At 76.6% G+C, this 14,745-nt stretch carries 12 protein-coding genes; 4 read left to right on the top strand and 8 right to left on the bottom strand.

What is annotated here, in order from left to right:
* Window positions 1–40: 40 nt before the first annotated feature.
* Window positions 41–208, bottom strand: a complete 168-nt coding sequence (locus ACR9E3_RS19870) for a hypothetical protein (protein ID WP_460382248.1) — start codon at window positions 206–208, stop codon at window positions 41–43.
* Window positions 209–843: 635 nt separating this feature from the next.
* Between ACR9E3_RS19870 and ACR9E3_RS19875 the strand changes: the two genes are divergently transcribed.
* Entirely contained in the window at window positions 844–1,101 is a 258-nt protein-coding gene (locus tag ACR9E3_RS19875; protein WP_460382249.1) for a WhiB family transcriptional regulator, read from the top strand.
* A 31-nt stretch (window positions 1,102–1,132) separates the two neighbouring features.
* Here ACR9E3_RS19875 and ACR9E3_RS19880 read toward each other — a convergent pair whose 3' ends face one another.
* The 5 genes from ACR9E3_RS19880 to ACR9E3_RS19900 form a co-directional block, all read right to left on the bottom strand.
* Window positions 1,133–2,059 (bottom strand): DUF2188 domain-containing protein, encoded by a 927-nt coding sequence (locus tag ACR9E3_RS19880; protein WP_460382250.1) that lies wholly within the window; start codon window positions 2,057–2,059, stop codon window positions 1,133–1,135.
* Between the two features lie 88 nt (window positions 2,060–2,147).
* Window positions 2,148–6,734 carry a cation-translocating P-type ATPase gene (locus ACR9E3_RS19885; RefSeq protein WP_460382251.1) on the bottom strand — a complete coding sequence of 1,529 codons (4,587 nt, stop codon included), beginning with the start codon at window positions 6,732–6,734 and terminating at the stop codon, window positions 2,148–2,150.
* A 185-nt stretch (window positions 6,735–6,919) separates the two neighbouring features.
* Window positions 6,920–8,164 (bottom strand): FAD-dependent monooxygenase, encoded by a 1,245-nt coding sequence (locus tag ACR9E3_RS19890; protein ID WP_460382252.1) that lies wholly within the window; start codon window positions 8,162–8,164, stop codon window positions 6,920–6,922.
* A 175-nt stretch (window positions 8,165–8,339) separates the two neighbouring features.
* Entirely contained in the window at window positions 8,340–8,537 is a 198-nt protein-coding gene (locus ACR9E3_RS19895; protein ID WP_460382253.1) for a hypothetical protein, read from the bottom strand.
* 3 nt (window positions 8,538–8,540) lie between these two features.
* On the bottom strand, window positions 8,541–9,011 hold the full coding sequence (locus ACR9E3_RS19900; protein WP_460382254.1) for a helix-turn-helix domain-containing protein: 471 nt from the start codon (window positions 9,009–9,011) through the stop codon (window positions 8,541–8,543).
* A gap of 278 nt (window positions 9,012–9,289) precedes the next feature.
* On the opposite strand from ACR9E3_RS19900, the gene ACR9E3_RS19905 reads away from it, so the two are divergent.
* A complete protein-coding gene (locus tag ACR9E3_RS19905) occupies window positions 9,290–11,071 on the top strand; it encodes a serine/threonine-protein kinase (RefSeq protein ID WP_460382255.1) in 1,782 nt (593 codons plus the stop codon).
* A 22-nt stretch (window positions 11,072–11,093) separates the two neighbouring features.
* Here ACR9E3_RS19905 and ACR9E3_RS19910 read toward each other — a convergent pair whose 3' ends face one another.
* Window positions 11,094–12,716: a cation:proton antiporter gene (locus ACR9E3_RS19910; RefSeq protein WP_460382256.1), complete on the bottom strand. Its 1,623-nt coding sequence runs from the start codon at window positions 12,714–12,716 to the stop codon at window positions 11,094–11,096.
* A 52-nt stretch (window positions 12,717–12,768) separates the two neighbouring features.
* Between ACR9E3_RS19910 and ACR9E3_RS19915 the strand changes: the two genes are divergently transcribed.
* A complete protein-coding gene (locus ACR9E3_RS19915) occupies window positions 12,769–13,302 on the top strand; it encodes a type II toxin-antitoxin system PemK/MazF family toxin (RefSeq protein ID WP_460382257.1) in 534 nt (177 codons plus the stop codon).
* Between the two features lie 226 nt (window positions 13,303–13,528).
* A complete protein-coding gene (locus ACR9E3_RS19920) occupies window positions 13,529–14,506 on the top strand; it encodes a PP2C family protein-serine/threonine phosphatase (RefSeq protein ID WP_460382258.1) in 978 nt (325 codons plus the stop codon).
* A 19-nt stretch (window positions 14,507–14,525) separates the two neighbouring features.
* Here the strand turns inward: ACR9E3_RS19920 and ACR9E3_RS19925 are convergent, their stop codons facing one another.
* A complete protein-coding gene (locus tag ACR9E3_RS19925) occupies window positions 14,526–14,732 on the bottom strand; it encodes a DUF2795 domain-containing protein (RefSeq protein WP_460382259.1) in 207 nt (68 codons plus the stop codon).
* Window positions 14,733–14,745 lie beyond the last annotated feature (13 nt).

Raw genomic sequence — 14,745 nt, forward strand, 5'->3', positions numbered from 1 at the left:
GTGGGCCCGCCGCGGCGGGGCACGCCGAGGCGATGTCGGATCAGCTGACGGTGGGCTTGCCAGGGCGGTCGGCGGCGCGCTGGTCGACGAACAGGCCGCCGCCGCGGCGGGCGACGAGCACGAGCTGCCACACGGCGAAGGCCAGCAGGATCGCTCCGATGATCGTCTGGCCGAGCACCATCGCGACGATGCCGGCGGTGGCCACCACCCAGATCACGGTGTCGCGTGCCGTCCGTCGCGCGCGCATGGCCCAGCCTCCGATCCGCCTCCGTCTCCCGGACCGCGGCCCCCCGACGCGGATCACTCGATCGTGGCCGAGCGACCCGGCCAGTGTCGCCCATTCGGGCCGACATCGCAGCGCATCGACGGCACGGACCTCGCGTCCCCACCCGTTCGTCCCAGCGGGTCGGCACAGCGTGAGCAACACGTGTGACCAACACCACACACGTTCGCCGGAGTGGTCCGCGTCAAAGGCGTTTGCGCGACCGGCCGTACGGATAGATCATGGTGGTTCGGCTGACGCAGGGCACACGCATGCGCGTGGACCCTGTTCGCGACGGAAAGGTCGCGGTCGAGGGAACCGCCACGGCGGCCCCGACGTCATACCGAGTACAGCAGGTGCTCCGGACCCCGGGGCGCGGGCCCACCCCGGGCCGCTCCGAGGACCGACACGAAGGACCCCCGGATACGTACGACGCCCGGCGCACGACTGTGCCGCAGGGGCCGTGGCGAGGCGCGCGCAAGCGCGCCTCGTGTCGGGCCCGGCGGCACCGACCCCGCCCTGCCCGCTCCGCAGGGGCCGGGGTGCACACCACCGACGAGCGAGATTGGACGAGCAGGATCATGGATTGGGAGCTCGCGGCCTGCCGCGACCACGACCCCGAACTCTTCTTCCCCCTCACCGAGCACGGTCCCGGCTCGGCCCAGCTGAGCGCCGCCAAGGCGGTGTGCGGCAGCTGCCCGCTCCAGCGGGGCTGCCTCCAGTGGGCCATGGACACCGGCCAGGAGGCCGGCGTCTGGGGCGGCACCAGCGAGGACGAGCGGCGGGCCATGCGCCGCGCCGCGCGCATCGGCGACACCGCCGGCTCGCACGCCGCCTGAGCGGGCACACAGACAGACGACGGGCTGGTTGTCAGCCGCGCCCGGTGACCTTGCGGGCGGCGAACTGCAGCACCTGCCCGCCCGTGGAGATCACGGCACCGGCCACGCTGAACGCGGTCTTCACCGTCATCGCCGCGGCGTTGCCCGCGATGCGCACCGGGTTGTAGTCCGGGGCGTTGTCCTGCACGTCCTGGGCGGCCTGGCGCACGGAGCGGTCGACCTGCTGTGCGGTGGACTCCGCGGCGGCGCTGACCTTGCGGGCGGTCGTGGTGCCCGCGTCGTCGAGCTCCGAGGCGACCCCGGACGACACGGTCGCGGCGCGGTCGCCGGCGTCGGCGACCGCTCCCCCGGCCTCGTCGGCGCGCGCCTTGGCCTCGGACCCGGCGTGCTGCGCGACCCGCGTGGCGTCCTTCGCGACGCGCTCGCCCGCGCGCGACGTCGTGGTCGCGACCTGGTCGCCGCTGACCTGCGCCACGGTCGCGGCGTCCTGGGCCGCGGCCGAGACCGACTTGTCGCCCGACGCGGCCTTCGCGGCCTCGTCGGCGACACCCGTCGCGCCCGCCTGGGCCTGCGCCGCCGCCTTCTTGCCGGACGCCTCCACACGGTCGGCGTCCTTCTGCGCGGTCGCCTTCGCGTCCGCGCCGACCTTCTTGGCGCTGCTCGAGGCCTTGTCCGAGGCGGACTGAGCCTTGGCGCGGGCGCCCTCGGCGGTCGCCTTCGTCGTGGCCTTCGCGGCCTCGCCGGTGGTGTTCTCCGTGCCTCCGGCGACGGTGTGCGTGTCACGCACCTTGCCGTCGGTGCCGTGCACGACGACCTTGCCGCCGCCGTCCTTCGACACGATCTCGGTCGCCCGCTCGACGGCCTCGGCCTGCGTGGCCGCCTTGGCGCTGGCGCGCTGCGCGCCCTTCTTCTGCACCTGCCAGCCGTCCTCGGTGGGGACGACGTAACGGTCGGCCATTCGGTCTCAACTCCTGACTTTCGACATCATCCGCGTGGTTGATTCCCAGGCTCCGACCTGCACAAACGCAGCGTGACCGGCGCCAAACTCAGCCGTTGAGCGCCGCCGTGGCGCGGTCCTGGAGCTCCGTGTAGCGCTTCGTGGCCTCGTCGCGGACCTCCTCGAGGCGGGCGAGCCACGACGCCTGCGGCGAGCCCTCGGGCACGAGGACCGGACCGTAGCGCTCCACGAGCCCCGGTCCCACGACGGAGGCGGCGGTGGCGGCCGTCGCCGACCCCGCCGCCTGTGCCCACGCGATCGGCCCGAGCGGCACGCAGCCGAAGAACTGGCTGACCCCGGGCGTCTGGACGACCGCCACGAGCGCGCCGGCGGACACGATCCCGGCGCCGATGACCAGCGGGCTGCGCCCGCCACCGGCGACGATGGTCTGCCCCAGCTGGGTGCCGACGAGCGCCGTGAGCGCCACGGTGCGGGACCGCGCCGGGCTGCCGTACGGCGTGGCCTGGGCCTGGAACCACGCGAGGCTCGCGCCGCCGGCGGTGGCCATGGCGCGCAGCCCGATCTCGCGGTCGAGCGCCTCCCCGAGCGACGCCTCCGGCCCCTCGGCCAGCAGCTCGGCCGCGGACTCGGGCTGGGGCGCGCGCACCGCGAGGGCCAGCGAGGGCACGAGGTCGGTGAGCAGGTTGACGAGCAGGAGCTGGCGGGCGTTGAGCGGCGAGGTGCCCGTGGTCGTGGCGCCCAGCACCGTGAACGCGATCTCGCCGAGGTTGCCGCCGACGAGCACGCCCAGCGCCTCGCGCACCGAGGCCCACATCGCGCGGCCCTCGACCAGCGCGGCGAGGATCGTCTCGAGGCGGTCGTCGGTGATGACGAGGTCGGCGGCGGCCCGGGCCGCGGGCGTGCCGCGGCGGCCGAGGGCGATGCCGACGTCGGCCAGCCGGATCGCCGGGGCGTCGTTCGCCCCGTCGCCGGTCATCGCCACGGTGCGGCCGAGGCGCTGGAACGCCTGGACGATCCGGACCTTGTGCCCCGGCGTGCCGCGGGCGACGACGCGGACCTTCGGCAGCACGTCGTCGAGCGCGTCGTCGTCGAGCTCGTCGAGCTCGCTGCCCGTCACGACGATCCCGCCGTTGAGGACGTCGAGCTCCTCGGCGACGGCCTCGGCGGTGCTCGGGTGGTCACCGGTGATCATGACGACCTGGACGCCCGCGTCGCGCAGGTCGCGGACCGTGGCCTGGGAGCCGGCGCGCACCGGGTCGGTGAACCCGACGAAGCCGGTGAACTCGAGGTCGGCGACGTCGACGTCGTCGAGATCGTTGTCGTCGGCGCCGTCGGTGTCGCGCTCCGCCGCGCGAGCGGCGTGCTCGTCGGCGGTGAGGACCTTCTCGGCCACGGCGAGCACGCGCATGCCCTGCCCCGCGAGCAGCTCGGTGTGCTCGACGAGACGCTGACGGGCCTCGTCGTCGAGCGGGGCGCCGCCCCAGCTCGTGGCGCGCTCGATGACGACCTCGGGCGCGCCCTTCACCGAGATCAGGCGGAACGGACCGTCGTCGGTGGTGTCCTCCGGCGGGTCCACCTCTCCGAGCGTCGCGTGGTACCCGCGGGACGGGTCGAAGTCGAGGGAGGCGACGGGCCACCAGCCCGGGCGCTTCTGGGCCGGGTCGACGTCGAACTGCTGGCCGCCGTAGACCACCGCACGGTCGGTGAGGTGCGCGAGCCGCTCGCCCGGCGCGGGACGCGGCGTGGCCCGGAGGGCAGCGGCGAGCACCCGGCGCTGGCGCTTGCGGAGGCGGTCGGTGGGCCGCAGCTTCACGCCGTCGGAGATCGCCGACAGCGCCAGGCGGCCCTCGGTGAGGGTGCCGGTCTTGTCGAAGCACAGGACGTCGGTGCGCCCGATCGCCTCGATCGTGCGCGGGTTGCGCACGAGCGCGCCCTCGGCCGACAGGCGCCGCGCCGACGCGAGCTGGGCGGCCGAGACGACGAAGGGCAGGCCCTCGGGGACGCTGGCGACGGCCAGGCCGACGCCCGAGTGCAGGTTCTGCTGGAACGGCAGGCCCCGCAGCGCACCGGCCGCGACGACGGCGGCCGCCGACCCCAGCGCCAGCGGGGTGGTGATCTTCGTGAGCCCGGCGAGGCGCTCGTCGACGCCGGCGACGGGCGCGGCGGCCTTCGCGGCGGCCGTCGAGCGACCGACCTCGGTGCTCGAGCCCGTCGCCACGACCACCGCGGCCCCGCGGCCGGTGGCGACCGTGCTGCCCTCGTAGAGCATCGAGCGGCGGTCCGCGACCGTCCGGGCGATCACCGGCGACGGGGTCTTCACCACGGGCAGGGACTCGCCGGTCAGCGAGGACTCGTCGACCTCGAGGGCGTCGGAGCGCAGCACGCGGCAGTCGGCGGGCACGACGTCGTCGGGGCCGAGCTCGATGACGTCGCCGACGACGACCTCGTCGGCGCCGACGCCGCGGGTGTGGCCGTCGCGCAGCACCCGCGTGCGGATCGCGGAGCGCTCGAGCAGCCCGGAGACGGCACGCTCGGTGGCGACCTGCTGCACGCCGCCGATCAGCGCCGAGAACGCGGTGACGCCGACGACGATCGCGGCGTCGACGACGGCGCCGATGGCCGCCGAGAGCACCGCGCCACCGGCGAGCACCGGCGTCAGCGGGTTGTTGAGCTCGTCGAGGAACGCGCGACCGAGGGTCGTCCCGCTCTCCGCCGCGGCCGGGTCGTCCCGGTGGCGGCGGTGGGCGTCGGCGGTGGTCAGGCCGCGCTCGGTGACGTCGAGGCGCGCGAGCACGGTGGTCGCCGGCATGACGTGCCACGGCGTCCGGCTCACGCCCGGGACGACGACGCGCCGGCCCAGCTCCGTGGCCTGCCAGGCGCCGTTGCCCAGCGAGACCGCCGCGGCGCCGTTGACCGCGAGCCCCGCGAGCGACGGCCCGCGCGGCGCCGTGCCGGCCGTGGCCATGATCGTGCCCAGGACCGTGCCGGCGCGGGCCAGGTTCACCGAGCGGCCGGAGACCCCGCGGGCCACCTTGACGCCCTCGATGAGCAGCGCGGCCGTGCCGAGGTCGTCGCCGACGAGGACGTGCGCGCCCCACGGCGCGGTGCCGTCGGGCCGGGAGACCCCGATGCCGAGGTCGGCGGCGGCCAGGGCGCGGCGGTCGCGGGACACGACGAGCACGCCCGCGCCGGCCTCCTGGAGCTCGCGCACCGAGGTGCGCAGCGCCTCCCCGCCGGCCACGGCGCGGTCGCCGATGCCGGCCGCGATCCCCTCCTGCCCGCCGAGCACGAGCGTGACGCCCGCGCGGCGGGCGGCCGCGGCCAGGGCCTCGGCGGCGGAGGCGGGCTCGGGCAGGACGCCGACGACGGCGGTGAGCCGGTCGTCGCGACGCAGGCCCAGGACGTGCGTGGCTCCGTCGGCGACGAGCGCGTCGGCGGCCTCGACCGCCCGCGGGTCGTCGCCGCCGGGCACGTCGTCGAGCGGGGCCAGCAGCCAGTGTTCACCTTCGTCGGCGAGGCGCTGGTGCGTGGTCGCGTCGGTCGGGTCGAACAGCTCGTGGACCCGCGGGACGAGCTCCTCGAGCGGGTCCGCGACTCCGTCGGCGCCGGGCAGGGCGAGCAGGTCGCCGAGCATGAGGACGCCGGTGGTCAGCGCCTCGGCGTCGAGCAGGACGGTGTCGACCCGGTCGAGACGGCGCAGCGCGGTGGGCTCGACGACGACGGCGCCCCGGCGCGCGAGCACCCGGCCGAACGTCGTCGCGAAGCCCTCGCGCCCCATCCGTCCGGCCTTCGGCAGCGTCGAGAGCGCGACGCCCGCGCCCTTGCGCAGGCTCCCCGTGCCGGCCGCGACGGCGGCGAACCCGACGGCCGCCCCCGTGCCCACGACGTCGCCGTGGCGCTCGACGGGACCGAGGGGCAGCGGCACGGGGCGGGGCTCGTGCAGCTCGTCGTCGGCGACGGCGACGGCGTGGTCGGCGGTCTCGAGCAGACGCGGCTCGGCCTCGGTCCACGTCGTCGCGCGGGCGCGGGCCTCCGCCACCTGCATCGCGCGGTAGGCGGCGTCGACCAGCAGGCCGGTGCTGCCCTGGCCGATCGCCTGGGCGGCGGCGTTGGCGAGCGCGAGCAGGACGTTCGCCCGGTCCTGCCCGACCGCGCGCTCGACGGCGTCGCGCAGGCGGGGCTGGTGGTCGACGAAGGTCGCCGCGGACGCGAGCTCGGTGGGCAGCGGCGTGCGGCGCAGGACGGTGCCGACGGCGGCCACCCCGAGGCCGGCGAGGTCGGCCGCGAGCGCGGTGAAGGCCTGCTGGGCGGCGCCGATCGCGCGCGGGGTGGGCTCGACGGCGACGCCGCCCTCGCGCTCCTCGAGGATCTCGACGAGGTCGACCAGGTCGTCGACGACCTCCTGGTCGGGCAGTCCGGCCGGCCCGTCGTCGGCGACGGCGGTCATGCCGACCACGACCGCCCCGAGGGTGGCGTTGACCGCCGCCCAGGCGACGTCCGGGTGCGCCGCGAGCGCCTTCTCCACGGCGCGCGCGAGCTCCTCCCCCGCCTCGCCGACGATCCCGGGGACGCCGATCTGCACCCGCCCGGCGCCGCGCCACACCCGGCGGCCGCGGTGCCGGAAGGGGTCGACGCGGTCGAGCACGCCGGAGGCGATGCCCAGCGGGTCGACCATGCGCGCGAGCAGACCGCGTTGCGGACGGGGAACGGGTGGGGAGGCCATGGGGGTGGCTGGCGTCCTCTCGACGACGAGGGTGTGCGGGTCGCTCGTCCGCGCCGTGGTCTCGACGCGTCCGGTGTCGCCGCCGCCGGCGCGACGGCGCCCGAACGGCCCAACGTCGGACACCGGCGAGCGACAGCTTACGGGCGGTGCAGCGCCGGTTGACGCGGCGAGCGCGACTCGGAAGTGGCTGTCGGATGAACGTCACGTCGATCGGGTGAGGTTCCCGGCCCGCCGGGACCGGCCGCGCGCGAGGCCACCGCCTGCAACAACCGTCCCGCGGGCGACCACGACGCGAGCCGCAGCGCCGTCACCCGCAGTGCGGCGACCACGCGGTTGCCGGGCAGGAAGAAGTGCCGCGACCGGCGCGCGGCGCTGCTCGCGGCGAGCGCCGCCGGGCGGTGGGTGCCTTCCCACGCCGCGAGGCCGGCCTCCGGGTCGTCGGGGTGCGCGGCGAGGTGCGTGCCCAGCGACTCGCCGCCGACCAGGGCCAGCGCCGAGCCCTGCCCGGAGTACAGCGTCGGGCACCACGCGGCGTCGCCGACGAGCACCACCCGCCCGCGCCGCCACGACCCCAGGCGGATCTGGGCGACGGTGTCGACGTGCGTGGCGCCGGCCTCCTCGACGCCGTCGAGGATCTCCGGCATCAGCCCGGCGAAGTCGCCGTAGACCGCGCGCAGCGTCCCGACCGGGTCGGCCGCGACACGCTCGACGTCGCCGGCGAGGTCGGCCCGGAACGTGAAGAACACGACCGGCGCGTGGGCCTCGACGGCCATGAGGTGCGCGGTGCGGCCGACGTCGGCGGGCACGACGTAGTCGCCCTCACGCAGACCGCCGGGAAGCCGCGGCAGCACCGCGGAGACGACGACGTGGTCGAACTCGCGACGGAACCGCTCCTCGGGCCCGAAGATCATCGAGCGCACCGCCGACCGCACCCCGTCGGCGCCGACGACGAGGTCGAACCGTTCGCGGGTGACGCCGTCGGGACCGTCGAGCACCACGTCGGCGGCGTCGCGCGCCATGTCGATGCGCCGCGGGACCGTGGCGAAGCGGACCGCGACGTGCTCGGGGCGCGCCGCCCACAGCGCGGCCTCGAGGTCGCCCCGCACCAGCGCCAGCGCCTCCGGGTCGTCGGCGAGCGAGGCCTCGACCCGCGAGACCGTGCGGCCCCGAGCGTCGACGCCGGTGATCACGCCGTCGGCCGGCAAGCGCGTGCGGAGCGCCTCGGCGACGCCCAGCCGGCCCGCGGCGGCGAGGCCCTCGGGGGCGAGGCGGACGAAGTACCCCCCGGTGCGGCGGGCGGCGGCACGCTCGCAGACGACGACGTCCCAGCCGGCACGGTCCAGCGAGGCGGCCGCCGCGAGCCCGGCCACCCCGGCCCCCACGACGAGAGCGCTCCGTCCGTTTCGCCCGGTCCGCTCCACGATCACGAGGGTAGGCGCACGTCGCCCGACCGGCCGCCCGTGGCGACGTGGTGCCGCTCTCGGTCCCGGGTGCGCCGGGCCCGGACAGCGAACGGCCCCGCCACCGGAGCGGTGACGGGGCCGGGACGGCGCGCGCTCAGATGTCCGAGGGCTCGACGCGCTTGAAGTGGGCGCACTGGCACTGCGCGCAGTGGTCACCGAGGTAGTAGTGCTCGTGCGACTCGCGCGGGTGCTTGCAGGTGCACAGGTCCACGAGCGGGACCCGGGCCAGCGACGGCGGCAGGGGGGCGCGGAGGAGAGGACGGTGGGACCGACGGTGGTCGATGAGCTTCATGAGTCAGGAAGTCCGTTGAGGTGGTAGGGCCGGCAGGGACGGTCGAAGAGCGGTCGTGGGCACTTCGGGCCCGCACGCGCTGTGGACACGTGCGGATGACCCGGAACCGGCGGTAGATCCGTTCCGGGCCGCGGCGAGCTCGTGGCGCACCCGGGCCAGTTCGCGTCGGGCTCGGTCGAGCTCGTCGTGGGCCTGATCCCGCTCGCACGCGACCAGGGCCACCTCGTCCTGCAGAGACACGACCATCGCGGCCGCGGTGAGGGTGAGGCCCTCGTCGAACAGCTCGCGGATCCGGGCGGCGAGGGCCAGTTGACGGCGCGTCCAGCGCCGATGCCCGCCGGCGGAGCGTTCCGGGCGGACCATCCGACCCGCGTCCAGACTCCGGAGGAACGCCGGTCGAACCCCGAGGAACTCCGCCGCCTGACCGGTGGTCAGGGCGGGGGTGTCCTCGTCGTCGAGGCTCTCGGCGCCCACGGCTTCCGTCGCGTCCTTGTGTTCGTGCTCTGCGCAGTCCGACCCGCCCGTGAGCAGGAGGGACGCGCCGAAGTTCTACTCGGCACTACAACTTCTGTCAACGCTGTCCGGTCCCGGCGCGAGCGCCGTCACCCGGACGAGGGGACGCGGGACGCCGAACGGCCCGAACACCACATGACGGTCACACGAATTCGGGAAACCGGTATGTCGATGTGCCCCGATCCGGGTATCGGTAGTGGAAGACTGTCGATCGAGGAACGTGGGAGGGGGGAGGCGACGTGACGACCGATCCCGGCTCGCCCGCGCCCGGATCCCGACCCGGACCGCAGCCCGGACCTCAGCCCGGACCCCTGCCCGAACGCCTCGGTCAGCGCTTCGCGCTCGGCGAGCTCATCGGCCGCGGCACCTGCTCCGAGGTGTACCGCGCCCACGATCTCCTGCTCGACCGCGACGCCGCGGTGAAGATCTTCCCGGTCGAGAACGACCCGCGCATCGAGCGCGAGGTCGCGCTCATGGCCTCGCTCGACCACCCGAGCCTCGTGCCCGTGTACGACGTCGGCTCGGTGGACGGGCGCGCGTTCGTCGTGATGGCGCTGCTCGAGGGCGGCAACCTCGTCGACCGGCTGGCCGACGGACCCCTCGGCGTCACCGAGACGCTGCTCGCGGTCGCTTCGGTCGCCGACGGCCTCGCCCACGTCCACCGCGCCAGCGTGCTGCACCGCGACGTGACGCCCCGCAACGTCCTCTTCGACGCCGACGGGCGCGCCCACCTCGCGGACTTCGGCGTCGCCTTCGTCGCCGACGCCCCCCGGATCACCGACACCGGCATCGTCGTCGGGTCGGCGCCCTACCTCGCGCCCGAGCAGGTGGCCGGCGGGACGGTCGGACCGCCCGCGGACGTCTACGCGCTCGGCCTCGTGATGATCGAAGCGCTCACCGGGCGGCCCGCCTACGACGGCAAGCCGCTCGCCGCCGCCCGGGCGCGCCTGGAACGGCGCCCGGAGATGCCCCCGGGCATCGACATCGAGGTCGAGGCCCTGCTCGAGGCCATGACCGCCGACGAGCCGCGCTCCCGGCCCGCCGCCGACCGCGTGTGCGTCGGCCTGCGGCGCGCCGCCCTCGCCGCCGAGACCCTCACGCCGCTGCGGGCCGTCGCCCCGATCGCCGACGTCGGTCCGGCCTCGGCCGTCCCGGACGCCACCACCGAGACCCTGCGCTCCACGGGCACCGGCGCCGCGGCCCGGGGGCCCGCCGCCGCGACCGGCACGGGCGGGGCCGCCCCCGTCGGGATGCCCGGCGCCGCCGCGGCGGCCGACACCGCGGACCCCGAGCTCGACGAGACGCCGGGGCGGGCGCGTCGCGCCGCCGCCGGAGCGGGCGGGCTGGTCGTCGCCGCGTCCGTCGGTGCGGCCGTGCTGCTCGCGAGCGGCGTCGTCGTCGCCTCCGCCTGGACCGTCGACCGCGTCGGCGCCGCCGCCCCGCCCGCGGCCACGGTGGCGCCGCCGTCCGCGGAGGTCGTCGCCGACCCGGGCGCCGGGTCCCTGCTGGGCGGCGGGTCCGGTGGCGGGTCCGAGCACCGGGAGAGCTCGTCCGACGACGCCACCGTGTCGACGCGGGGGGCGGGCACGTCCGACGGCTCCGAGCGCCGTGCGGTGGCGAGCACGCAGCGCGAGGCGCCGCCCACCGACGGCGGCTCGACCGAGCGCACGACGACCACCACCGCGCCGACGTCGACGTCCACGCAGGAGCCGACGCGCCGCCCGAGCCGGCCGTCGCTGCCCCACGTCACGGTGCCGTCGGTGCCCGGTCTGCCCTCGGTGTCGCTGCCGAGCCTGCCGACCCCGACATCGGACGACGACGAGACGAGCACGGCGACGCACTCCACGACGACGCCGCACACGACGACGCCGCGCCCGACCACCACGCCGCACGCGAGCACCACGCGCCCGTCGACCACCACGTCGCGGACGACCACGACCACGACCACGACCACCAAGAACGCCGCCGGGCTCGACCCGGCGGTCGAGGCCCTCGGCGGCCTGTTCGGCGACGGTCGCTGAGGTCGCCCGGAGTCGCGGCCGGTCAGCGCGACGACGCCACCGACCGGACGTCGAGGCGCTGCAGGACGCGGTCCGCGACCTCGGGGTCGACGCCGGGCTCGGTCCGGGCGGCCAGCACCTCGCGCCGCGCGGCCGCGAGGGCGAGCGTCTGCAGCCGGGTCCACTGCTCGCGACGCCGGCGCAGGGTCTCGAGTCGCTGGTCGTAATCGGGACGGTCGGCGGCGTCCTCGCCGGGCGCGTCCCCGCCGCCGCCCTCACCGGTGCCGAGGCGGGCGAAGCGCGCCCGCAGCTCGCCGAGCACCTCCTCCCCCACGGTGTCGTCGACGCCCGCCGCCTCGCGGTCGAGCGACGCGAGCTCGGTCAGCGCCGCCCGCCGCGCCCGCGACGCGAGCCGCTGCTCGGCCGCGCGCCCGACCTCCTCGCTCTCGCGCACCCCGAGCGCCCGGAGCAGCAGGGGCAGGGTGAGACCGGGGATCACGAGCGTCCCGACGAGCACGCCCGCCGCGATGATCACCAGCTCGGTCCGGAACGGGAACGGCGCGCCGTCGGCGGTGACGCGCGGCAGCGCGAGCGCCAGCGCGAGCGTCGCGAGGCCCCGCATCCCCGACCACGTGAGCACCACGGCCTCACGCCCGGTCCGCGGCGCGGCCGTGGGGTCCGCGCCCCGGCGGCGCACGGCGACCAGCGCGCCCAGCATCCAGACCGCCCGCACGCCGACGACGATCACGGCGACGACCGCGGCGTCGGCCACCATCCGGCCGAGCGCGTCCCCGGCGTCGGCCACGACCGCGCGCAGCTCGAGGCCGATGAGCGCGAACGCGGCGGCGGTCACGAGCATCTCGACGACGTTCCAGAACGCGCCGCCGGTCAGCCGCTGCAGGACGTCGTCGGCGTCGGCGTGCTGGCGGGTCTGCAGTGCCGCGACGACGACGGCGATGACGCCGGAGGCCGACAGCGCGTCGGCCGCGAGGTACACCGCGAACGGGAGCACGAGGGTCAGCGCGCTGGGCGCGACGGCGTCGGTGAGCCGGTCGGCGAGACGCTCCGCGATCCACGTCGCGGCCAGCCCGACGGCGACCGCGCCGACGGCCGCCCAGACGAGGCCGAGCGCCGTGCCGATCCCGGGGTGCTCCCCGGACACGGTCGCGGCGATCGCCGCCTGGAACACGACCAGCGCGAGCGCGTCGTTGAACAGGCCCTCGCTCTGCAGTACGGCCACGAGCCGGCGCGGCATCCGCAGGGGCCCCGCCACCGCCTCGACCGCCACCGGGTCCGGCGGCGCCACCGCCGCGCCGACGGCGAGCGCGGCGCCGAGCGCGATCCCGGGCACCAGCCACATCACCGTCGCGCCGACCACGGCGATCGTCGCCGCGACCAGCAGCACCGCGAGGAACAGCACCGAGCGCCAGCGGGCCCGGAACACCGACCACGACGCCCGCTGGGCCGTCGCGAACAGCAGCGGCGGCAGGAACAGCGGCAGGATCAGCTCGGGCTCGAGGTCGGGCGCGTCGATGCCGGGCACGAAGGCGGCGGCCGTGCCGACGAGCACCAGCAGCACCGGCCACGGCAGCCGCAGCCGGTCCCCGACCCCGACCAGGAGCACCCCGACGAGCAGCGCGGCGACCATCAGCGCCAGGACGGTCATGGCGGATGACCTTGCCAGAACGCCGCGCCCGGGCTGGTGGCATGCTGCCCGCGTGGCGGGATTCCGGGACGTGGTGGGGCGGGCGCTGCAGGCAGGCCTGGACCTGCTGAACAAGCAGGTGGACGGGCAACGCTCGCCGGGGTCGCCGGACCGGCCCGGGCAGCAGGCGCCGAGGCCGGGACCGAGCGGTGTGCGCACCGCACCCGCGGGCGAGCGGGCGCGGCGGATCTCCTACGCGCCCGACCTCGACGGGGCGGCCGACCCGGGCGAGGTCGTGTGGACGTGGGTGCCGTTCGAGGAGGACGCGTCGCAGGGCAAGGACCGTCCCGTGCTCGTCGTCGCGCGCGCCGAGCACGGCGACCTGCTCGGGCTGATGCTCTCCAGCCAGGGTCACCGCCGCGACGACGCCCACTGGCTCCCGGTCGGGTCCGGGCCCTGGGACCGGGAGGGCCGCGAGTCCTTCGTGCGCCTCGACCGCGTCCTGGACATCCCCGAGCACGGCATCCGGCGCGAGGGCGCGGTCATGCCCGCCGACCGCTTCGACACGGTCGCCGACGAGCTGCGACGGGGCTACGGCTGGAGCTGACGGCGCTTCCTGCCTGGTGGGGCGCCTGGTGGGAGGCCCGCTGCGCAGGGTGAGCGGTTACTCTCGGGGGAGACTCCCGGCGATCCGGGCCGCCGCGCGGAGGGGACAGCTGGTGATCGTTCCCCGGTGTGCGCTCCGCCGCCCGGACGGCCCGTCGGACGACACGGCGGCCCCGTCCGGCCGCGTCGGTCCCGCCCGACCGGGCGTGAGGGTGTAGGGAGTGCCCGTGCCGATCGAGCCCGCCTCCGCGTCGCCCGCCTCGTCGTCCGTCTCCGGCGGGTCGTCCGGCGGCGCCACGTGCAGCGCCTGCGGCTCGGGCGCGGTGGGCGAGGACGGCCGCTGCGCCGACTGCGGGCACCTGGCCGCCGGCGTCGAGCACGCGGAGGAGACGCTCGCGCCGCCCGAGGACGACTCCGGCGAGCTCGTGGTGCTCGGCGCCGGCGTCACCGACCGCGGACACCGCCGGCGGCGCAACGAGGACGCGTTCGCCCTGACCCGCGCCGTCACCGCCGAGGGCGCGCCGGTGGTCGTCGCCGTCGTGTGCGACGGGGTCGCGTCCGTCCCCGGCGGCGCGGCCGCGTCGCGCACCGCCTGCGACGTCGCCGTCGCCGCCGGGCAGGAGGCACTCTCCGGAGGGCAGGACCTCGAGGAGGCCGCCGCCACCGCCGCCGACGCCGCCCGGCGCGCGGTCGCCGCCCTCGCCCCCGCCGCCGGGTCGTCCCCGGCGTGCACCTACGTCGCCGCCGTGCTCGACACCGAGCGCGCGGTGATCAGCTGGGCGGGCGACAGCCGCGCGTACTGGCTCAGCCCGGCACGGCCCGACGAGTCCGGCGTGCTCACCGAGGACGACTCGTGGGCCGCGGAGATGGTCGCCGCGGGCATCGTCGAGGCCGAGGACGCGCTCTCCGACCCGCGCGCCCACGTGATCACGCGGTGGCTCGCCGCCGACGCGCCGGACGTGGTCGCCCGGCACCGCGGCTGGCCGCTCGACGACACCGGGGTCCTGCTCCTGTGCAGCGACGGCGTGTGGAACCACCTGCCCGATCCGGCGGTGCTCGCCGCGGTGCTCACCGCCGACGAGGGCGCCGACGAGTCACAGGTTGACGTCCACGCCGGCGCGCTCGCCCTGGTCGACGCGGCACTGCACGAGGGCGGGCACGACAACGCCACCGCGATCGTGCTCGCCGTCTCGCCGCGGGGCTGACGGCGTCGACCGGCGCTCGTCACAACGGTGTGCGGGCCGCCAGGTGCGCCGGCGTCATGGCCAGCGCGATCATGACGTCACCGGCGTCGACGTAGCGCCGGTCGGGGATCTGCTCGAGCTTCGCGCGGGTCCGCGTGTCCACGCCGTAGTCGTCCGCGACGGCGAGGATCTGCCAGCGCCGCAGCGGGAACTGCTCGGCGTCGAGGACGGCGCGGAAACCTGGCACCCCTCCACGGATA

Source organism: Actinomycetospora sp. C-140 (genome assembly GCF_054796175.1).